Annotated in this window: 23 protein-coding genes and 1 pseudogene; 11 read left to right on the forward strand and 13 right to left on the reverse strand. The window is 32.7% G+C overall.

The window, feature by feature from the left end; genetic code table 11:
* The first annotated feature begins 67 nt into the window (after nucleotides 1-67).
* The 5 genes from BOW55_RS15415 (at nucleotide 68) to BOW55_RS15435 (ending at nucleotide 5,506) form a co-directional block, all read left to right on the forward strand.
* Nucleotides 68-1,216 carry an OprO/OprP family phosphate-selective porin gene (locus BOW55_RS15415; protein ID WP_371414531.1) on the forward strand — a complete coding sequence of 383 codons (1,149 nt, stop codon included), beginning with the start codon at nucleotides 68-70 and terminating at the stop codon, nucleotides 1,214-1,216.
* A 109-nt stretch (nucleotides 1,217-1,325) separates the two neighbouring features.
* Entirely contained in the window at nucleotides 1,326-2,288 is a 963-nt protein-coding gene (locus BOW55_RS15420; protein ID WP_129024836.1) for a DUF6515 family protein, read from the forward strand.
* A 96-nt stretch (nucleotides 2,289-2,384) separates the two neighbouring features.
* Nucleotides 2,385-3,521: a formylglycine-generating enzyme family protein gene (locus BOW55_RS15425; RefSeq protein ID WP_129024837.1), complete on the forward strand. Its 1,137-nt coding sequence runs from the start codon at nucleotides 2,385-2,387 to the stop codon at nucleotides 3,519-3,521.
* 119 nt (nucleotides 3,522-3,640) lie between these two features.
* On the forward strand, nucleotides 3,641-4,918 hold the full coding sequence (pepT, locus tag BOW55_RS15430) for a peptidase T (protein ID WP_129024838.1): 1,278 nt from the start codon (nucleotides 3,641-3,643) through the stop codon (nucleotides 4,916-4,918).
* Entirely contained in the window at nucleotides 4,919-5,506 is a 588-nt protein-coding gene (locus BOW55_RS15435) for a YdeI family protein (protein WP_129024839.1), read from the forward strand.
* A 149-nt stretch (nucleotides 5,507-5,655) separates the two neighbouring features.
* On the opposite strand, the gene yajC is transcribed toward BOW55_RS15435, so the two are convergent.
* The 3 genes from yajC to BOW55_RS15450 all read right to left on the reverse strand — a co-directional run bounded on the left by yajC (nucleotide 5,656) and on the right by BOW55_RS15450 (nucleotide 8,410).
* Nucleotides 5,656-5,931, reverse strand: coding sequence for a preprotein translocase subunit YajC (gene yajC / locus BOW55_RS15440; RefSeq protein ID WP_089055418.1), 276 nt, complete (start codon nucleotides 5,929-5,931; stop codon nucleotides 5,656-5,658).
* A 68-nt stretch (nucleotides 5,932-5,999) separates the two neighbouring features.
* Entirely contained in the window at nucleotides 6,000-6,911 is a 912-nt protein-coding gene (gene nusB, locus BOW55_RS15445) for a transcription antitermination factor NusB (RefSeq protein WP_129024840.1), read from the reverse strand.
* A 392-nt stretch (nucleotides 6,912-7,303) separates the two neighbouring features.
* On the reverse strand, nucleotides 7,304-8,410 hold the full coding sequence (locus BOW55_RS15450; RefSeq protein WP_089057618.1) for a Glu/Leu/Phe/Val dehydrogenase: 1,107 nt from the start codon (nucleotides 8,408-8,410) through the stop codon (nucleotides 7,304-7,306).
* A 203-nt stretch (nucleotides 8,411-8,613) separates the two neighbouring features.
* Between BOW55_RS15450 and BOW55_RS15455 the strand changes: the two genes are divergently transcribed.
* The 3 genes and pseudogenes from BOW55_RS15455 to BOW55_RS15465 all read left to right on the forward strand — a co-directional run bounded on the left by BOW55_RS15455 (nucleotide 8,614) and on the right by BOW55_RS15465 (nucleotide 11,527).
* The gene (locus tag BOW55_RS15455; protein WP_129024841.1) at nucleotides 8,614-10,392 is read left to right on the forward strand and encodes an ABC transporter ATP-binding protein; all 1,779 of its coding nucleotides are present in this window, start codon (nucleotides 8,614-8,616) and stop codon (nucleotides 10,390-10,392) included.
* 69 nt (nucleotides 10,393-10,461) lie between these two features.
* Nucleotides 10,462-10,831 (forward strand): annotated as a pseudogene (locus BOW55_RS15460) (PUR family DNA/RNA-binding protein).
* 147 nt (nucleotides 10,832-10,978) lie between these two features.
* Nucleotides 10,979-11,527 carry an alpha/beta hydrolase gene (locus tag BOW55_RS15465; protein WP_129024842.1) on the forward strand — a complete coding sequence of 183 codons (549 nt, stop codon included), beginning with the start codon at nucleotides 10,979-10,981 and terminating at the stop codon, nucleotides 11,525-11,527.
* Nucleotides 11,528-11,600: 73 nt separating this feature from the next.
* On the opposite strand, the gene BOW55_RS15470 is transcribed toward BOW55_RS15465, so the two are convergent.
* Entirely contained in the window at nucleotides 11,601-11,936 is a 336-nt protein-coding gene (locus BOW55_RS15470) for a tRNA-binding protein (protein ID WP_129024843.1), read from the reverse strand.
* 174 nt (nucleotides 11,937-12,110) lie between these two features.
* Here BOW55_RS15470 and BOW55_RS15475 point away from each other — a divergent pair, with 174 nt between their 5' ends.
* The gene (locus tag BOW55_RS15475) at nucleotides 12,111-12,665 is read left to right on the forward strand and encodes a thioredoxin family protein (RefSeq protein WP_089055413.1); all 555 of its coding nucleotides are present in this window, start codon (nucleotides 12,111-12,113) and stop codon (nucleotides 12,663-12,665) included.
* Between the two features lie 415 nt (nucleotides 12,666-13,080).
* A complete protein-coding gene (locus BOW55_RS15480) occupies nucleotides 13,081-13,476 on the forward strand; it encodes a GreA/GreB family elongation factor (RefSeq protein ID WP_129024844.1) in 396 nt (131 codons plus the stop codon).
* 111 nt (nucleotides 13,477-13,587) lie between these two features.
* Here the strand turns inward: BOW55_RS15480 and BOW55_RS15485 are convergent, their stop codons facing one another.
* The 8 genes from BOW55_RS15485 to BOW55_RS15520 all read right to left on the reverse strand — a co-directional run bounded on the left by BOW55_RS15485 (nucleotide 13,588) and on the right by BOW55_RS15520 (nucleotide 19,465).
* Entirely contained in the window at nucleotides 13,588-13,899 is a 312-nt protein-coding gene (locus BOW55_RS15485; protein WP_129024845.1) for a cytochrome c, read from the reverse strand.
* A 95-nt stretch (nucleotides 13,900-13,994) separates the two neighbouring features.
* Complete coding sequence (locus BOW55_RS15490; RefSeq protein ID WP_129024846.1) at nucleotides 13,995-14,927, reverse strand: peptidylprolyl isomerase; 933 nt, start codon at nucleotides 14,925-14,927, stop codon at nucleotides 13,995-13,997.
* Between the two features lie 46 nt (nucleotides 14,928-14,973).
* Nucleotides 14,974-16,125, reverse strand: coding sequence for an MFS transporter (locus BOW55_RS15495; RefSeq protein ID WP_241686589.1), 1,152 nt, complete (start codon nucleotides 16,123-16,125; stop codon nucleotides 14,974-14,976).
* A gap of 145 nt (nucleotides 16,126-16,270) precedes the next feature.
* Nucleotides 16,271-16,615 carry a cupin domain-containing protein gene (locus BOW55_RS15500; protein ID WP_089055408.1) on the reverse strand — a complete coding sequence of 115 codons (345 nt, stop codon included), beginning with the start codon at nucleotides 16,613-16,615 and terminating at the stop codon, nucleotides 16,271-16,273.
* 12 nt (nucleotides 16,616-16,627) lie between these two features.
* Entirely contained in the window at nucleotides 16,628-17,539 is a 912-nt protein-coding gene (locus tag BOW55_RS15505) for an archaemetzincin family Zn-dependent metalloprotease (protein WP_129024848.1), read from the reverse strand.
* 14 nt (nucleotides 17,540-17,553) lie between these two features.
* Nucleotides 17,554-18,429, reverse strand: coding sequence for a sugar phosphate isomerase/epimerase (locus BOW55_RS15510; RefSeq protein WP_129024849.1), 876 nt, complete (start codon nucleotides 18,427-18,429; stop codon nucleotides 17,554-17,556).
* Nucleotides 18,430-18,560: 131 nt separating this feature from the next.
* Nucleotides 18,561-19,022, reverse strand: a complete 462-nt coding sequence (locus BOW55_RS15515; RefSeq protein ID WP_129024850.1) for a nuclear transport factor 2 family protein — start codon at nucleotides 19,020-19,022, stop codon at nucleotides 18,561-18,563.
* A gap of 116 nt (nucleotides 19,023-19,138) precedes the next feature.
* Nucleotides 19,139-19,465 carry a hypothetical protein gene (locus BOW55_RS15520; protein ID WP_129024851.1) on the reverse strand — a complete coding sequence of 109 codons (327 nt, stop codon included), beginning with the start codon at nucleotides 19,463-19,465 and terminating at the stop codon, nucleotides 19,139-19,141.
* Nucleotides 19,466-19,679: 214 nt separating this feature from the next.
* On the opposite strand from BOW55_RS15520, the gene trmD reads away from it, so the two are divergent.
* Nucleotides 19,680-20,360, forward strand: coding sequence for a tRNA (guanosine(37)-N1)-methyltransferase TrmD (trmD, locus tag BOW55_RS15525; RefSeq protein ID WP_129024852.1), 681 nt, complete (start codon nucleotides 19,680-19,682; stop codon nucleotides 20,358-20,360).
* A gap of 358 nt (nucleotides 20,361-20,718) precedes the next feature.
* Here the strand turns inward: trmD and BOW55_RS15530 are convergent, their stop codons facing one another.
* Nucleotides 20,719-21,012, reverse strand: coding sequence for a hypothetical protein (locus BOW55_RS15530; RefSeq protein ID WP_129024853.1), 294 nt, complete (start codon nucleotides 21,010-21,012; stop codon nucleotides 20,719-20,721).
* Nucleotides 21,013-21,084: the final 72 nt, after the last annotated feature.

The raw sequence follows: 21,084 nt of genomic DNA on the forward strand, positions 1-21,084 counted from the left end.
AAACATTCTAACTAACATATCGAATACTCTTCTTCTCAGTTTATTACTATTATTTAGTTTAAATGGATTGGCGCAGCAACTGAAAGAAAAAGACACCACTAAGCTAATAAATGTTCGTTATGGCGATAAAGGAATAGAATTACAAACCAAAGACAACAAATTTCTATTTCAATTACAAAGCCGATTTCAATTTAGATTTTCTACCCCAAATGATACTGATCCTTTAACTTATGACGATTACAGCCAAGACAAAAAAACTACTTTTAAGATAAACCGCGCCAGACTAAAAGTTGGCGGTCATGCTTTTGAACCTTGGCTAAAATACTATTGGGAATACGAACTCAGCCAATCAAACTTGTTAGATTTCAGATTAATGATTGAAAAATGGGAATGGTTAAGTTTTAAAGTAGGACAATGGAAAGTAGAATATACTAGAGAACGTTTTATAAGCAGCGGTGAACAGCAAACTGTAGAACGATCTTTGATTAATAGACCTTTTACTGTAGACAGACAAATGGGAGTTGAAGTTAACGGTCATCTTAAAGGAGCAGGAATTGCCGATTTTAATTACTGGGCAGCAGCATTGACAGGGACTGGTAGAGGAAACACAAGTAACGACGATAATAATTTAATGTATTTTGGACGTGCTCAATGGAACTTTTTAGGGCGATTTTTAGAATTTGAAGGCAGTGACCTAGAATTTCATGAAAAGCCTACTCCAATTATTGCTTTCTCAGCCTTAACAAACCGAAGTCCATATACCCGATTCTCACAATCTGGCGGAGGTTCTTTAGAAGGCTATGAGAATGGCGCACCCGGTCAATATCGAGTAAATCAATGGAATCTGGAAACTGCTTTTATGTACCGCGGTTTTTCTTGGCAAAGCGAATGGCATACCAAAGAAATTATTGACAAGTTGAACAATAATGACACAACAACCTTAAAAGGGTATTACTTTCAGGCTGGTTATTTTTTTCATAATGTATTTAATTGGTGGCCGCAGCATCTAGAAATGGCTGGCCGACATGCAGCGTATCGCCCGGATAACAGCTTAAGACAAAATTTACAAAACGAAACAACAGTTGCTTTTAACTGGTTTTTTAAAGGACATAAAAACAAACTCACTTCTGAGGTTTCCTATTTTAGTTTTCAGGACAAAACACTGCCTTTAGAACAAGGCTGGCGATTTAGAATACAATGGGATATTTCTTTATAGAATTTAAGTTTTAATCTAAAATGACATTACGAAAATTCAAAATATTCGATTTAATACGCTATACAAATTATATTTTTTTAATAACTTTAACCAATATAAAAATCTGAAAATGAAAAACTTAACTAAAACACTAAAAAAAAGTGCAATACTATTTTTAGCTGGATCATTTTTTTTGATTTCAATAGATAGTACAGCACAGCGTCGAGGAGGCGGTGGCGGCGCACATAGACCTGCCGGCGGAATGCAGCGAGGCGGCGGTGCTATACAAAATAGACCCGCAACCCAAGCGAGACCAGCAGCAAATAGACCCGGTGCAAATAATTCCGGTACTAAAATAAACAGACCTTCTAACTCTTCCAACTCAAAAATTGGAGGTAGAACTACAACCAACAATAGAAATTCAAATACTGTAAATAGAAACAAAACAGGAAATAGAAATACCAATATTAGCGGTAATACCGTAAATCGAAACAGAAACAATGTGAACATCAATGTAAACAACAGCGTTCACGTTCGCAACAACCGTAATACAGTAGTTAGACCAGGTTATAGACCATATACGCGCCCTCCTTATGTTTATGGAGGATATCGATACAACTGTTATCACCCATATTATCCAAGACCTTACGCCCCATTCTATTGGGGACCGGTTTGGCATCCTTGGGGGTTTTTCGTAGCAACACTGGCCGTTACAGCAATCGTAGTTAGTGTAGAAAATGAAAAATATCATTACGATCAAGGTGTTTGGTACAGCTCTACAAATGGAGGTTACACAGCCGTTCCTGCACCAGTTGGAGGTACAGTAAATAATATTCCGAGTGGAGCCGAAACAGTCAATACTGGAACCGTCAATAACTATTATTACGGAGGAACATATTATGAAAAAGACGGAAGTAACTATAAAGTTGTTGCACCAACGGCAGGAACTTTAGTAGACAATCTCCCTGAAGGCGGTGAAGAAGTAACTATTGGAGACAATAAATACGTAAAATTTGGAGAAACCTACTACCAATCCGTTCAAGTTGATGGAAAAAACAAATATGAAGTTGTGAATGTTGAAAAAGACAATTAATTTTTAAATTCTACTAATTCAGTATACTATTAAAAATAATTTTATTTACTTTTATGCCTATCTATTAACAACCATTATCAGCTTAAAAATTTTACAATGAAAAATAAAACCTACTGGATATTTGCCGTGCTGACTATTTCTATTATTTCAATTGCTTATGGCTACACCAAACTAATCTCACCAAAGCAAAAAATGGCAGTAATGGATTGTGCCGAAAAGCCTGATACATCAATAGCTTCAGTTTTTACACCAACTATCGAAAATAAAAATAAACCATCAGGAAAAGCTCCAAAAGGAATGGTTTGGATTCCGGGAGGCGAATTTTCAATGGGAAGCAATGTCGAAGACGAAAGCTTATGCAGTATAAAAGGTGTTACAAAAGATGCCGCTCCTGTACATAGAGTTTATGTTGACGGCTATTATATGGACGAAACTGAGGTCACAAATGAACAGTATGCTGAATTTGTAAAAGCTACAGGATACGTAACTGTTGCGGAACAAAAACCAACTAAGGAAGAATTTCCAACAGCTGCCGAAGAAGATCTAGTAACGGGTTCTGTAGTATTTAATCCTACTGATGCTGCAGTAAATTTGAACAATTTTCTGCAATGGTGGGCCTATATTCCTGAAACAGACTGGAAGCATCCGCTTGGTCCTCAAAGCTCTTTAAAAGGAAAAGAAAAATATCCTGTTGTACATATTACTTATGAGGACGCCGCTGCTTATGCAAAATGGGCAGGAAAAAGACTTCCAACTGAGGCGGAATGGGAATTTGCTGCAAGAGGTGGTAAAACAGGAGAAATTTACGCTTGGGGAAATGTTTTAAAACCAAAAGGAAAATTTCAAGCCAATATTTACCAAGGACATTTTCCAATTAAAGACGGAGATACAGGCGAAGATGGTTTTAAAGGTATTGCTCCAGTGAAACAATATGCTCCAAACTCATACGGACTTTATGATGTTGCTGGAAATGTTTGGGAATGGACAAGCGATTGGTACAGTGTAGATTACTATAAATCCTTAAGTGAAAGCGGAAAAGTAGCTAGAAATCCACAAGGTCCCGATGCTTACAACGACCCTGCAGATCCAAGCCAGATAAAACGTGTACATCGAGGCGGTTCATTTTTATGTACAGATCAATATTGCACCAGATATATGGTTGGAACCAGAGGAAAAGGAGAAATTCGATCTGCAGCCAATCATCTTGGTTTTAGATGCGTTAAAAGTATTTAAAGAAAAAAATCATATTAAAAAAGGATTCTGTTTTCAGAANCCTTTTTTTGTTTTTTAGAGACAACTTACTAAATATATCTGCTGAAAAAATTACTTATATTTGCTAAAAATTAAAAAAAATGCAACACATCATAGATCGTTTTATCAGTTATGTAACAATTGATACCGAATCAGATCCGAATTCGAAAACTACTCCAAGTACAGAAAAACAATGGAATCTTGCTAACAAATTAGTTGAAGAACTAAAAACTATAGGTTTACAAGATGTTACTATAGATGACAAAGCGTATATCATGGCAACTCTGCCAAGTAATGTTGATCATGAGGTGCCAACAATTGGATTTGTTTCTCATTTTGATACTTCTCCAGATTTTAGCGGTGCAAACGTAAAACCACAAATTGTAGAAAATTATGATGGAAAAGACATTGTCTTAAATGCCGAAAAAAACATCATTTTATCTCCAGATTATTTCAAAGATCTATTGCAATATAAAGGACAAACTATCATTACAACTGACGGAACTACTTTGTTGGGTGCCGATGATAAGGCTGGAATTACAGAGATCGTTTCTGCAATGGAATACTTAATTCAGCATCCAGAAATTAAACACGGGAAAATCCGAATTGGCTTTACACCAGATGAAGAAATTGGCCGCGGTGCACATCATTTTGATGTTGAAAAATTTGGCGCTCAATGGGCATACACAATGGATGGAAGCCAAATTGGTGAATTAGAATACGAAAATTTCAATGCAGCTGGTGCAAAAATTACCTTCAAAGGAAAAAGCGTTCACCCAGGATATGCCAAAGGAAAAATGATAAACTCAATGCTGCTGGCAAATGATTTTATCAATGAACTTCCAAAAGGTGAAACACCGCAAGAAACAAAAGGTTACGAAGGTTTTTTCCATGTGCATCATATAAAAGGCACTATAGAAGAAACTGTTTTAGAATTAATTATTCGTGATCACAACAAAAAGAAATTCGAAAAACGTAAAGAGTTAATCGCAAAAATTGCTAAAAAATTCAACAAGAAGTTTGCTAAGAAATTTGGTGAAGATATTGTAATTGCTGAAGTAAAAGATCAATATTACAATATGAAAGAAAAGGTACTTCCTGTTAAACATATTGTAGATATTGCAGAAAAAGCGATGCGAGAACTAGACATAAAACCAATCATAAAGCCAATTCGAGGCGGAACTGATGGTTCTCAATTGTCCTTCATGGGATTACCTTGTCCAAATATATTTGCTGGTGGACATAATTTTCATGGAAAGTACGAATATGTTCCTGCTGAAAGTATTCAGAAAGCAACAGATGTTATTGTAAAAATTGCAGAACTTACTGCAATTCCAGGAATTTTTGAAGCAGCCGAAAAACCTAAAAAGAAAAAATAATTGGAGCCTAATTCTGACAAAAAACACGTTTGGGACAAAGTCAATAATTGGCAGGAAGAATTACTTTTCCTGAAGTCAATTATTGATAAAACTGAACTAGTTGAAACCATAAAATGGGGCGGCCCTATTTACGTTTACGACAAAAAAAATGTTATTGGAATTGGAGGTTTTAAAAATTACTTTGCTATTTGGTTTCTTAACGGAGTTTTTCTAAAAGACGAAAAAAAGAGACTTATCAATGCTCAGGAAGATAAAACAAAATCTATGCGTCAATGGCGTTTTACTTCGAAAGAAGAAGTAAACGAAAAAGAGGTTTTAGAATATATCTTAGAAGCTATTGAAAATGAAAAGCAGGGTAAAATCATTAAACCTTCAAAAAAGGAAATGATAATATCTGAACTTCTTGAAAAAGAAATGATTCAAAACCCAGCTTTAAAAGAAGCTTTTCAAAAGTTCACCCCTTACAAGCAGTACGAATTTTTAGAATATATCGAAAGTGCTAAGCAGGAAAAAACGAAGCTTTCGAGAATCGAAAAAGTGATTCCGATGATATTAGCAAATGTTGGACTGAATGATAAATACAGGTAGTATTTAAAAATTTAAATTCCACGTTATACAAAACCTTTGTCAAAGTTTTAAACTTTGACAAAGGTTTTTCTTTTTGTGTTGAATTATGTCACAAAAAAATCCCAAACTCCATTGTGGAATTTGGGATTTTCGATATTGTAATTAAAAAATTAAGCTTTTTTATTCAAAGCAGCGCTCATTTCCATAGAAATAGCCGAACGCTCTATTTTTAATTTTCCAGACATTGTTTCAATGATAACTGAAGTTTCAGCAAGCTCAACAACTTTACCGTGGAAACCGCTTTTTGTAATTATTTTATCACCTACTTTTAGGCTGCTTTCAAATTCTTTTTCGTTTTTTGCTCTTTTTTGCTGTGGTCTGATCATGAAGAAATAGATTACCACAAACATTAATAGAAATGGCGCAAATTGAGTTAATTGTCCCATAATTGAAATTCTGTTTTTGATTTATATTAATATTTTTTTTTGAATTTATAAACTGGAATTTATCCTTTTTACATTAGTCCTCTTCCAACTTTAACCATTTTTTTATTGGCTGTAAGTTCCTTAACAAGATTATCTAAAATTCCGTTGATAAAAATACTACTTTTTGGTGTAGAATACTCTTTTGCAATTTCTAAATATTCGTTAAGAGTTACTTTTACTGGAATTGAAGGAAATTTCAAGAATTCGCAAATTGCCATTTTTAAGATAATCGTATCAATTTCAGCAATCCTTTCACTATCCCAATTTGGTGTTTTATCATCATATTCTTTAGCAAAAACAGATTCGTTTAAAACTGTTCTTCTAAATAAATCTTTAGCAAAATCCTTATCCTCAACATCTTTATACAATTTAGGAACTCTAAAATCGTCTGGATCTTCGGTTTTAATTGCTTTTAATTGTTTAATGATATGTGTATTTACAACCGGAATATCATCAACCCAAGTTAATTTATCGTCTTCAAGATATTCGTATAATTTATCGTTTGGAACAATAACTTCAGCAAATAGATCAGCAATAAACTGTTTGTCTTCCTCAAAAGTATTAACGTTGTTGCTCATGTATTTTTTATACAAATCACTTGCTTTAATATCATTTAAAAGTAAAATGATATAATCGTCGTTTAACGTCCAGTTGTTGATTTTACGATTTTCTAAAGCGATACTTAGAGAATTGCTCTCGGCAAGAAGTTGAAAAATTTTGTTTTTGATGAATTTTTCATTCGGATTACGTTCTGCAGCAGTTGCAAGATGTTTTTTGCTCGAAAGATGTAAAAAAACAGATTCTTTTTTGCAAATTTCAATCAACGAAGAAAGCATTATAAGATATAAATCCTGAATATTATCAATGCTGTAAAAAAGAAACTTCTCTTCTTTTTCCATATTATCAGAACCGCTTTGATGCATTGCATAAATGGACTGCATTACTTTAACGCGTATGTGTCTTCTATTTACCACCTTGTAAGAACATTTAAAAATTAGTCTGCAAAATTAGGAATTTCAATCCTTATATTAAAATTTATTCGCAAAAAAGTAATGGTTTTAGTGGTCAGTTTTCAGAATTTAGTGGTCAGTCTCCGCTTATAGTGATCAGTCTCTCTTTATAGTGGTCAGTAATCAGTATTTTAGTGGTCAGTCTCTCTTTACAGTAATCAGTGGTCAGTATTTTAGTGATCAGTATTTCTTTACAGTGTTCAGTATTTTAGTAGTCACTTTCTATATCCATATAAAAAAGTCCCAGCTTACAGCTAAAACTGTAAACTGAGACTTAATACTATAATAACTGAACACTAAAAAAAGTGAACACTGAACACTAATTATTTCTTAGCGTTTTCAATTTTTCTTGCATCAATACGATTTTGAGCAATTGTAAGTGCAGCTTTATGAGTAGTCATTCCGTTTTTCACAGCATAATCGATAATCTCTAAAGTAGTATTATAGATATTTTCGGTTTTTGCCATAATTTCTGCTTTACCATAATGCTCTAATTCAGCATAAACATTGATAATTCCACCAGCATTGATTAAGAAATCTGGCGCATACAAAATTCCTCTTTCTTGTAATCTCGCACCGTGAACATTCTCGTCTGCCAATTGGTTGTTTGCAGCACCAGCGATAACTTTAGCTTTAATTTTGTTAACTGTATTATCGTTAATAGTCGCTCCCATTGCACATGGCGCATAAATATCAACATCTGCAGTATATAAATCCTCACCAGTATAAATTGTCGCATTGTATTTTGAAGCGACCTGATATAATTTTTCTTCGTTAATATCAGTAATCGTTACCTGAGCTCCTTCTTTAGTTAAATATTCAACCAAAGTTTCACCCACGTGTCCAATTCCTTGAACTAAAACTTTTTTACCGTCTAAAACATCAGAACCAAATTGGCTTTTTGCAGCCGCTTTCATTCCTAAATAAACACCGTAAGCTGTTACAGGAGAAGGATTTCCAGAACCACCTCTTTCTTCAGAGATTCCAGTTACGTAAGGAGTTACATCTCTTACAGTATCCATATCTTTAGTTTCCATTCCAACATCTTCAGCCGTAATATATCTTCCGCTTAAAGAGTGAACAAACTCACCAAATTTTCGCATTAACTCAGGTGTTTTTTGCGTTTTAGCATCACCAATAATTACTGCTTTACCACCTCCGATATTCAAACCGGTGATAGCTGATTTATAAGTCATACCTCTTGAAAGACGTAAAACATCGTTTAACGCTTCCCATTCAGTATTGTAATTCCACATTCTAGTACCACCTAAAGCTGGACCCATAACCGAATTATGAATACCAATAATTGCTTTTAAACCTGTATCTTTGTCATTGCAAAATACAATTTGTTCGTGATCGTCAAAAGATAATTGACCAAAAACAGGATCCATTTTTTGAAGTTCCTTTCCAGTTGCGAAAGCTGCATCCATAGCGCTAGTATTAATTAGTTAAAATTATGAATTTGTCAAAAAGACTTCTCAAACTTAAACAAAAAATACACTTGTGCTAATTTTTTATCTATATAATAACAATTATACAATATATTATTTCTGATTTAATTGCATTTTATTATAATTTTAATTAAGAATAATTCATAAAATTAAATCAATTCAATATTGAATCTCTTAAAAAAATGAAAGAATTAAGCTATTTAAACAAATATTTCATTAAGTACAAATACAGTTTTTCTTTAGGTATTTTAATCACCATAATCGCACAAATATTTTTCTTATTTACTCCAAAATTAGTCAGCAAATGTTTTGACGTGATTGAGCGCTTTCTAAAATTATCAGAAACAGATCGAAACTCTGCAATCATTGTCGATTTCTATCAGCGAGAATTAATTCATAATGCACTATTAATCACCGCAAGTGCCATTGTCGGAGGATTTTTAACTTTTTTAATGCGCCAGACTTTAATTGTAATGTCGCGTCATATTGAGTTTGATTTGAAAAACGAGGTTTTTAAACAATACGAAAATCTTTCTCAGAACTTCTACAAGCAAAACCGTACCGGAGATTTGATGAACAGAATAAGTGAAGACGTTTCTAAAGTTCGTATGTATGTAGGTCCTGCAGTAATGTATTCTATAAATACTTTTATTCGTTTTGCAATTGTTATACTATATATGTATAATGTTTCGCCTTTACTTACTTTATATACTATTCTGCCTTTACCAATTTTATCGTATTGCATTTTCAAACTAAGTTCCGAAATCAATAAGCGAAGCACAACCTTTCAACAATACTTATCAAAAGTTTCAAGTTTTTCGCAGGAAATATTTTCAGGAATTAGAGTTATAAAAGCCTATTCCTTAGAAAATCAACATCAAAACAACATGATTGATCTTGCAGAAGAAAGCAAACGTAAAAGCTTAAGTCTTGCAAGAGTTCAATCGTTATTTGGTCCTTTAATGATTGCTCTTATTGGAATCAGTAATTTGGTTGTGATTTATTTTGGAGGCGTAATGTATATTAACGGAACAATTCCAAATATTGGAACTATTGCCGAATTTATATTATATGTAAATATGCTTACATGGCCTGTTGCTTCATTAGGATGGGTTTCATCTATGGTTCAGGAAGCGGAAGCATCTCAAAAACGTTTAAATGAATTTTTGAAAATCGAACCAGAAATCAAAAACAACAATCCAAACTCATCTGATATTCAAGGTTCAATTGCTTTTGAAAATGTAAATTTTACTTATGCAGATACCAACATTGAAGCTTTAAAAAATGTCACTTTTACGGTAAAAAAAGGAGAAACATTGGCCATTTTAGGAAAAACTGGTTCTGGAAAATCGACTATCTTATCCTTGATATCACGTTTGTATGATGTTACTGATGGAAGAATAACGATTGACGGAAATGAAATCAGTACTTTAAACTTAAATGATTTGCGAAATAATATTGGAATTGTTCCTCAAGATGCTTTCTTATTTTCGGATACGATTAAAAACAATATCAAATTTGGCAATCAAAACGCAACAGATGAAGAAGTGATTGAAGCTGCCAAAAGTGCTGTTGTACATGATAATATTGCCGCTTTCAACAAACAATACGATACTGTTTTGGGCGAAAGAGGAATCACGCTTTCGGGCGGACAAAAACAACGTGTGTCGATTGCGAGGGCAATTATAAAAAATCCAGCCATTTTACTTTTTGACGATTGTTTATCTGCGGTAGATACCGAAACAGAAGAAACAATCCTGAATAACCTTTTTGAAATATGTAAAAATAAGACTACAATAATAGTGAGTCATCGAGTTTCCTCTGCAAAGAATGCTGATAAAATTATAATTTTAGAAGATGGTAAAATCATTCAACAAGGCTCTCATAATCAATTAATAAATCAGGAGGGCTATTATTCATCGTTATATTTAAAACAACTTTCGGAAAAAGAATTACTTTAATTGTTGCGTAATAGATAATTTTTTATGATTTTTGAGTACTATTAATTCCAAAAAATGATAGAACGTATTATGAGAGAAAATGACATGTTAGAAAAAGAAGAGATTTTTTCTAAAGTATTACGAGCAGGAAGAAGAACTTATTTCTTTGATGTGAGAGCTACTAAAGCTGACGATTATTATATCACAATTACTGAGAGTAAAAAATTTACTGAAGAAGATGGTTCTTTTCATTTTTAAAAAACACAAAATTTATTTATACAAAGAAGATTTTAGTGCTTTTGCCGAAATATTAGAAGAAATGACTTCATACGTTTTGAACCACAAAGGCGAAGAAGTAATTTCTGAAAGACATCAAAAAGATTTTAAAAAAGAATACAGTTCTGATAAACCTGAAGGACAAAGATCTAGCTTTACAGATATCGATTTTGACGATATTTAGTCCTACTATAACTTTTTAAAAAGTACAAGTCCAAAATGATTCACATTTTGGACTTTTTTTATATATTTAAACTCTATAAATTTAGTCGAGATAAAACTAAATCTAAACTTTTAAACTAACCATTTTAATATATAAAAATTCCACGAAATGGAAATACAACTATTAATATTACCCGGCTTGGGAAACTCAGGCGACAAACATTGGCAGACCTTTTGGCATGAGAAATTTAAAAATTCTATCCGTTTAGTTCAGGATAATTGGGACAAACCTGTTCGCGAAGATTGGATATTCCGCTTAAATGAAGCAGTTTCAAAACTTGACAAACCAACTATTTTGGTCGCCCACAGTTTAGCCGTTTCTTTAGTATTACACTGGGCAGAAACAAATAACACAAAAAATATCGCAGGCGCATTATTGGTCGCTCCCGCCGATGTCGATTCGCCCGAACACACTCCTGATGTTATTAGAAATTTTTCGCCAATGCCGCTTTACAAATTACCATTTCCGTCTATAGTTGTAGCCAGCGAAAATGATCCTTACTCTTTGTTTGAAAGAAAACAGTATTTTGCTGAAAAATGGGGAAGTGATTTTGTAAATGTTGGAAGACAAGGCCACATTAACTCCGATTCTGATTTAAAATATTGGGAAGAAGGGCAAGCGATTTTGCAAAAGCTGATATCGAATATTAATAAGTAATCAATGTTCAGGTTTTTAGTATTCAGTTTTAGATAAGTAAATAACTGAACACTAAAAACCTGAACACTGAACACTACCCTATACGAAGCCCATTTTCAATCTTAAAATCGGGAGCTAACAAAATAACATCTCCCTCCTCGCCTACAGCGCCAAGAACAAGACATTCGCTCATAAATTTTCCTATTTGTTTTTTAGGAAAGTTTACAACTGCCACAATTTGTCTGTTTACTAAATCTTCTTTTTGGTAGCGTTTTGTAATTTGTGCAGATGATTTTCTAATGCCAATTTCGGCACCAAAATCTATGGTTAGTTGATATGCCGGTTTTCTCGCTTCAGGAAAATCATTTACCTCAACGATAGTTCCAACTCTCATATCTGTTCTTTCAAATTCGTTCCAAGTTAAATCCATTTTTTAATTTTTGATTATTTACAAACCTATAAATTTTGTTCATAATTTCATTATTTCTGCCGCCTATTTTTTAGAACTGCCTTTACTCTTAAAAGCAGCTTGAGAAGAATTATTCTTGTGCTCTTTTTTTTACAGAAATTAAACCCTATTTTTGAGAACTAATTTTTTATAAAAATGGCACGAACTCCTTCAAATATGATTCCTTTGGGAACAATTGCTCCCAATTTTTATCTAAAAGATACCAATTCTAATAATGAATATTCATTTGAAGATTTGAAAGGATCAAAAGGAACTCTTGTTATTTTTATGTGTAATCATTGCCCGTTTGTTCTTCATGTAATCAAAGAAATCGTAATGATTGCAAATGATTATCGCGTTCAAGGACTTGGTGTAATAGCTATTTCAAGCAACGATATTGAAAAATATCCTGAAGATTCGCCGGAGATGATGACTGAATTTGCTTTTAAAAACAAAATTGATTTTCCGTATCTATTTGATGAAACACAGGAAATTGCAAAAGCTTATGACGCCGCTTGTACTCCTGACTTTTATTTATTCGATAGTCAAAATCGATTATTTTACAGAGGACAGCTTGATGATTCAAGACCCGGAAACGGAATTCCGTTAAGCGGAAGCGATTTAAGAAGTGCCATTGATGCCTTGATTTACAATCGTTCTTTAAATACAATTCAAAAACCAAGTATAGGCTGTAATATCAAATGGAAATAAAGAGTGTACACCTTTAAAAAAGTTTACCTATCTTTGTACTTTCTAATAAACAAATACTCATTTTGAGCACTATAACAATATTTACAGTTTACCTGTTGTTGTCTTCTTTAAGAAGAGAACTGTCTGGTGCTGTTTTTATTTCACATAGTAAGGCCTTTATTAATTAGGCCTCCGTCTATTCCAATTTCTTCTTTCAGGCGGAGGATTTATACCACATTTTAATATTTATTTTTATTTGAAAGAGTAACTTCTCTCAAATAATTTTTTGCTTTTTTTAATCCAACAATTCCAAAAACATCTACTGTACTAAATCTACAATTTGATTTTTTTTGAATTAACAAATTATCTAACCAGCCTGAACGAAGAACAAAACTAAAGTACAAACATTTAAATTATAATAATAAAATATAGATATATGAAACCGACACCCACATTCTGTAAAACAGATTATCAATTTTTAAGAGAATTGATATTAAAAAGTAAAAACTCAACAAATACTAAAGAAGCAAATCAACTTTCACAAGAATTGGACCGCGCAGTTATTAGTAAAGAAGGCGAACTGGATAGTTCAGTAATCCGAATTAATTCTTTTGTAACGATTGAAGATGTAAAGGCGAACAAACAAATGAAAATTCAAATCGTTTTACCTTCATCTGCAGACGTAAAACAATCTAAAATTTCGATTCTTGCTCCATTAAGCGTTGCTATCATCGGATTTAAAGAAAATGACGAAGTCGATTGGGAATTACCTGCTGGCATAAAGACTTTGAAAATAATTGCAGTAGACAATACGGCTGTACATAATTTATAACTTTTTAAACACCTCATTCTGTGACGGTGTTTTTTTTATATCTATCTAAAACAAAAAAAACTATTCAATAGACTTACTGAATAGTTTTAATTATCATTTCTTAAGAGCAAATTATAATTGCGAATGAATATAATTTGTTATTGATGCCATTTTCACATCATCTAACTTTGCTTTCTTCTGCATACGCACCAAAATTGGCTGCCAATCTTCTTTCGTAAAATCTTTTGGTTCGTACAATTTGTGACATCTTGCACAACTATTATCATACAAATTTTTACCCTCTGCCAATTCAGGAGTTAATTCGGCTTTTACCGTTTTAGAAGCTGGAGCAGAAGTTTCTGCTGTTGCAGCACTCGTTTTTTTTGTACCGCACGACGCTAAAAGTAACGTTACAACTGCTAAAGTTAGAATTTTTGTTTTCATTGCCTTGATTTATTTTTAAGTAAATATAAAAAAAATCCCATTCGACAAGGCGAATGGGATTCTATTTAAAATCAATTTAAACTTTATCAGTTTTATTATTTTACATCCATTAATTCAACGTCAAAAATCAAAGTTGCGTTTGGCGGAATTACTCCTCCTGCACCTGATGGTCCGTAAGCTAAATCAGAAGGAATTACAAAACGAGCTTTGTCTCCAACTTGTAATAAAGCAATACCTTCATCCCATCCTTCAATAACTTGACCTTGACCTAATCTAAATTCGATTGGTTTTTTACGTGGGTAAGATGAATCAAAAACTTTTCCGTTTTCTAAAGATCCTTCGTAGTGAACAGAAACTGTTTTTCCTGCTTCAGCTTGTTTACCATCACCTTTTTGAATCATTTTATAACGTAAACCGCTTTCTGTTTTATCAAAACCAGCAGCTAATTGCTCCATTTTTGCTTCAGATTCTGCTTTTAAAGCTGCTTCACGTTTCAAACGAGCACCTTTTAAACCAATAAAAGCTTCAATTGCATTCCATTTTTGAGCTTCTTCACCAACTCTAATAATTTCTAAAGTCTCAAGTCCGTCACCTTGAGCAACAGCATCAACTACATCTTGTCCTTCGATAACATGACCAAAAACAGTATGTTTCCCGTCTAACCAAGGAGTTGGAACGTGAGTAATAAAAAACTGAGAACCATTACTTCCTGGACCAGAATTTGCCATAGACAAAACTCCTGGACGATCGTGTTTTAAGCTTGATACAAATTCATCATCAAATTTATAACCTGGATCTCCAGTTCCAGTTCCCTTTGGACATCCTCCTTGAATCATGAAATCAGGAATTACTCTATGAAAGTTTAATCCGTCATAAAATTTTTGTCCTTGAGGTTTTACTTTATTCTCCATATTTCCTTCTGCAAGAGCTACAAAATTCCCTACGGTTCCTGGTGTTAAATCGTGTGTTAGTTTTACTAAAATCGAACCTTTACTAGTGTTGAATTTAGCGTATATTCCGTTTTCCATTGTTGTTATTTTTAATTTGATTGCAAATTTACAAATTAATTTTTTATCAATTTGTGCTTTCTATTTTTTTAGATTTTGATTTATAAGTAAGTCCGTAAACGGCTAATGCTAATAATGACAACACCATACAGCCAATTGCCACAGCGTGCCATCCGCCTAATTTCCACAACAATAATCCGTATGCAGATCCCGCTGCGGTTCCTAAAAAGCTAAATGACATAAATACGGTATTTAACCTGTTTCTGGCTTCGGGTAATAGAGAATAAACTCGGGTTTGATTTGAAATGTGCACGCCTTGAATTCCAATATCAATAAACACAATTCCAATCGCAATTCCGATTACACTTTCTATAGAAAAATAGAATATCAAAAAGCTTATTAAAATCAATAAACAGCCATAGCCAACTGCAATTCTAGAATTTCCTTTATCTCCAATTTTCCCAACCAAAGGCGCAGCCAATGCTCCAGAAGCACCAACAATACCAAATAAACCAATTGTTGCACTATTAAAATGAAATGGTTCACCAGAAAGCAGTAAAACCATAGTGGTCCAGAACGCACCAAATTGAGCAAAGCTAAAAACATTGATCATTGTTGCTTCACGTAATACAGGCTGTGTTTTTATAAGTGTAAACAAAGATTTTATCAACTCGCCATAAGTACCTTTAAACTGAGGTTTATTCACAGGGAATTTACTTTGAATAACGAAAAAGATCAAAAGACAAATCCCGGCTGCGATATAAAACATCGATCTCCATCCTAAAATCTGACCGATAAAACCACTTAAAGTTCTAGAAAGAAGAATTCCTACTAACAAACCACTCATAATGGTTCCAATTACTTTTCCTCTTTGTTCAGGAGTGCTCAATGAGGCCGCCAAGGGCAAAATAAGCTGTGGTACAATTGATGTAATTCCAATTAATAACGACGCAATTTGTAAAACCAAAAAGCTTTTGGCCACTGCGGCAATAAGTAATGCTATTACAGAAGCAAAAGTGGTTATTAAAATTTGTTTTTTACGTTCTAGTTTATCGCCAAGCGGCACCATAAAAAACAACCCAATAGCATAACCCGCCTGAGTTAAATAGGTTATAGTTCCGGCATTGGCTTCTGGAATTTTAAATTCGTTGGCAATTAAAACAATTAAAGGCTGGCAGTAATAAAGATTTGCAACTATAAGACCAGTGCAAACTGCCATAAAAAGGACATTCGTTTTAGATAAATTCATTTTGCAAAAATACTATTCTAATTGGAACCAAAACTTTAAAAAAATTATAAAATTTATAAAGTCTCCATTAAAACCAAGCCTTTTTATACCAATTATGCAGTATCTGAGAACTGTTTTATTTCATAAAATCTTCACGCATTGGACTAAAAACATCCGTTAAAAGGCCGCTTTCTAAACAAACAACACCATGAATAGCATGAGGTGGAATGTAAAAACTATCTCCTTCTTTCAAAGTCTGTGTAACACCGCTTATTGTAACATCAAATTTACCGCTTGAAACGTAAGTAACTTGAGAATGATAATGTTCGTGCAAAACACCAATTCCTCCTTTTTCAAAATGTACATTAACAAGCATAACGCGATCATCAAAAGCCAATATTTTACGTTTGATTCCTTCGCCTACTACTTCCCATTCTATTTCATCTCCTTTAATAAACTCTTTACTTGTACCGAAACTCATATTATTTAATTTTTATTGAATGCTTTTAAGGTCTTTTTTTGTTAACTGTAATCCTTCAGCTAAATTGTTATCCTTAAAATATTTTTCTAATTCTTTTAACCTTTTTACATTATCATACTTAAACCCCGAATATAATTTTCTTTGACAAAGGGAACATAATCTAATAGAATGTTTATCTGTTTCTACCATACTATTGGTTCCATTCATGACGCAATTTACTTCAATACAATGATGCAAACCAAACATATGCCCAATCTCATGCGAACAAATTTTCAGCAATCGATCTAAGCATAAATTAAAATCAGCCTCTTTCTGCATTCTGTAAATAGAACTTACCGCAATTTTATCTCTGTAAGAAGCCAGCCCAAAAACATAATTCCATTCTGGTTTTGGGTACAAATCCTTTTCAGTTATTGCCATTAGTGCAATTCTTTTATCAGGACTTTCTTCTTTCAAAACATCTGTCAAAATATATCCCGCTAAAAATTGTTCTTGTCCAACATCTCCAATTCGTCTGGCATGATTTGGAATAATATCATTTGAAACCGTTTCCAAAACCTTGGTTTCAAGCTGAAAAAATATTTGCAAGTATTGACGAACCAATTCAATCTGTTTTAATTGTGAAGAATTAAATTTTCCAATTGGTTTCAAATAGATAATATTCTCTTCTTTTGTTGGGACAACATGTTTAGTTCGAACAAATTGCTCAAAACTTTGTCCTTTCTCTTTATGAGAAAACAACCAATCGCCAAAAACTGGTTCCTCAAGCTTAACATCATTATCTTTAATAGCTACAAAATAAGGTTGAGGCGGTAAAATTGGTTGTGCGTTTAACTGTGACTTTGACTTTGAATTATTTTCTTCTTTCTTATTTGAATGACAAGAACAAAAAATTACTAACACCAACAAAACAAGTTTCTTCATAAATTACTTCTTATTCAGATTAAGTTTTTTGAAATGAAATCACAGCTGGTTTTAATTGAATCAATAGTATTGGGATTATAATTATTCTCCTGCTCTACAAAAAAATACGTCATTCCCGCAATTTTTCGTTGCTTGAAAAAAGGCTTAAAATCAATAGATCCTGAACCAATTTCAGTATTCAAACTCTGGTTTTCTTTATCCATATCTTTTACATGCCACATTTTAAAACGCCACGGATTTGCAGCAAACAAATCAAGAGGATTGTTGCCTGAGCGGGCAACCCAGTACAAATCTAATTCAAAAAACACTAAATCTTTTTCTGTTTCCTTTAGCAAAATATCATAACCTGTAGCACCGTTTTCTAGTTTTTGAAACTCAAAATCGTGGTTATGATACGCAAATTTTAATCCTTCTTGTTTACACATTTTAGCGGCTTCATTCAAACGTGCGGCAATTTTTTTATAATCATCACTATTTTTTCTATACGCTTCGTCAATCCATGGAACGGTTAAGAAATCACTTTTTAAAACTTTTGCTGCCTTAATAGCGGCAACCAATTCTTCTTTATTTCCATCATAAAGAAAACTTCCTAAATTATAATGACCGCTGACGGCTTTCAAATCATTTTCATCCAAAATCTTTTTCAATTCTGAAGGAGTTAATCCCCAAAACTGATCTTTGATTGAAAATCCGTAAGTTTCAACAATAGAATAACCAGAATCTGATACTTTCTTTAAAGTTGATTTTACATCTTTTGGAAGTTCCTCACGCAGTGTATATAACTGCAGGCCAATTTCTTTTTTTTCCATACTAAATGCTAATGACGGCAAAACTAAAACTGCCGCTCCTGCCATACTGCTGTTTATTATAAAATTTCTTCTTGTTACCATCTTTATAAGAAAAAGTAAAACTTAAAACTACACAAATTGATTTTCAAAATCACGAATAAAGTCATCTAGAGCAATTTCAGGATCTTTAATTTATAATTTCTCCTTTTTCATTCATTTTTCCTCACTCTATTTTACTTTTCGCCTTCTTCTTCAAAGTTATCGAAATAAGTAAAATCTTTTGTAATCATTCCATTTTCGACTGTAAAAATAGTACAGATTGGCAGTTCGAACTTTGAATTATCAGGAGCAGTACCACTTGAAACAAATTCAACAATTATGTGTTTCTCGCCTGACGGATATATTTGAACAATACTGTCTTTTAAATCTAGAAAAACTTCATTTAATGCTGCATATTTTTCCTGAATTTGCTTGCGAGTTTGCTTTACAATTCCTTGTCCTAATGACGGATCTTTAAAATCGGCTGTTTCAGTATACATTTCGGCCATTTTTTCCCAATTATGGCTATTAAAATATTCAAAATATTGCTTTATTACTTTTTCATTTTGTGTGATATCCATTGGTTTTGATTGATTTTGGTTGTTACAAGAAGCAAGTACAAAAATTACAGCAAGTATTATTATTCCTTTTTTCATCTATTATTGATTTTAAGCTTCAATAAAAGTAGTTAAATTTAATAATAATTCACTTAAACAAACAACCTTATTCCATTGATTACAAACTACTAAACAAAAAAAAAAGCATATTAAAATTAATTCGTAAAAACGATTTGCTGAGGCGGGTAATTCTGCTTTTCATTTTTATATGAATACACTTTTCCTTCAAAATCAATGTATATATAGGTATAATTCCAATAACTTGGTCCAGCAATTCTCGATTCTGTATTATTAGAATTTTTATAAACTTGATCTGCGTAAACCAATATCTGCCCTTGAGCATTGTTAACAGTTCGAATAGGAAATCCCCAGCTTTTAATAAGGCTATGTCTCGTTTTACCCGTCAAACCGTCTAAAGTATTTTTCGAACTTGAGCACGAGGCAAGAATTACGATCATGGTTAATAATGCATATTTTTTCATCTTTTATATTTTGGCTTATTACTTTATAAAAATAACCTTTCTCTAAAAAGAAGAAACAAACCAAGGATTATCAATAGTTTAAATAAACATTAACTTAAACTATTCTCAATGTTCAAATATTTCAATTTAGCACACCTAAAGGTTTCAAATATTAAATCATTAAAACTTCAAATATTAACTTTGTATCTTTGCAGCAAACTTTTGAAGAAAAACAATGCGAATTGACATTATAACGATTTTGCCGGAATTATTAAGAAGCCCGTTTGAGGCATCGATTATGAAACGTGCTATTGATAAGGGTTTAGTAGAAGTACATTTTCATAATTTACGCGACTATACAACCAACAAACAAAAAAGTGTTGATGATTATCCTTTTGGCGGAGGTGCCGGAATGGTAATGACTGTACAGCCAATTGACGATTGTATCACACACTTAAAAAGCCAACGCGAGTATGATGAAATCATTTATATGTCGCCGGACGGTGAAACATTAAACCAAAAAATGGCCAACAAAATGTCGATGTATGAAAATATTATCATTTTATGCGGACATTACAAGGGTGTTGATCAGCGTGTAAGAGATCATTTTATTACTAAAGAAATTTCTATTGGCGATTATGTTTTATCTGGCGGTGAATTAGGTGCTTTAGTTTTATCTGATGCTTTAATTCGATTAATTCCAGGAGTTTTGAGCGATGAAACCTCAGCTTTAACAGACAGTTTTCAAGACAATCTACTTTCAGGACCTATTTACACAAGACCTGCTGATTATAAAGGATGGAAAGTTCCTGATGTTTTAACGAGCGGACATTTTGCCAAAATTGATAAATGGCGTGAAGATATGGCTTATGAACACACTAAAAACAGAAGACCTGATTTGCTGGAAGGACATTAAAAAAGTATTCAGTCGCAGTTTTCAGTTTTAGTTCATCAGAAAACTGCGGCTAAAAATTATCCGTCATAATTCATTAAAATAATCGTTTTGTTTACTATTTCAAAATCAAGAATATGATCTTCTGAAAAGGTATCTCCGGTGGCAACAAAAGCTTCTATATCTTTAGACTTCTTAATTGTTACAACCGCTCGGTAAATATCTAAAGTGTTATACCAGTCATCATCTGCCTGTTTGTCTGTAAATTCATTGTTTTGATTATAAAATTCAATTAAATCCTTTTTACAATCTGCAAGCCAGGATAAATATTCAGAAATGGTATCTGCATATTTTCTAAAATCAGAATCAGGAAGAAAAATTCTTATTTTCCTTTTATAGTTTTATTGAATATAACAATTTCTTTTTCTGGAATTTCAAACTTATCTGGATCATTTTCAGTAGCAACAAAATCAGATAATACTAATTCCGTCTGATGTTTCTTTTCTTTGACCTTTCCAACATCTTTAATTATAAAATTGTTTTCATGTGATTTTGCTTTTTGCTCCAATACATATAATTTAGAAACCTCTTTTGTGTTATTACTCTCAACAGTTTCTTTAAAAATCTCATAAGCTGATCTGTGATAACCTAAAAGAGTATATACATTTGAAAGCACCTGTTTTTGTTCTTTAGTTTTATATAAATTTTCCAATTACATAAAGCAAATCATAGATTTTTGCTTACGCTT

Source organism: Flavobacterium sp. YO12, assembly GCF_004119495.1.
Classification (GTDB): domain Bacteria; phylum Bacteroidota; class Bacteroidia; order Flavobacteriales; family Flavobacteriaceae; genus Flavobacterium.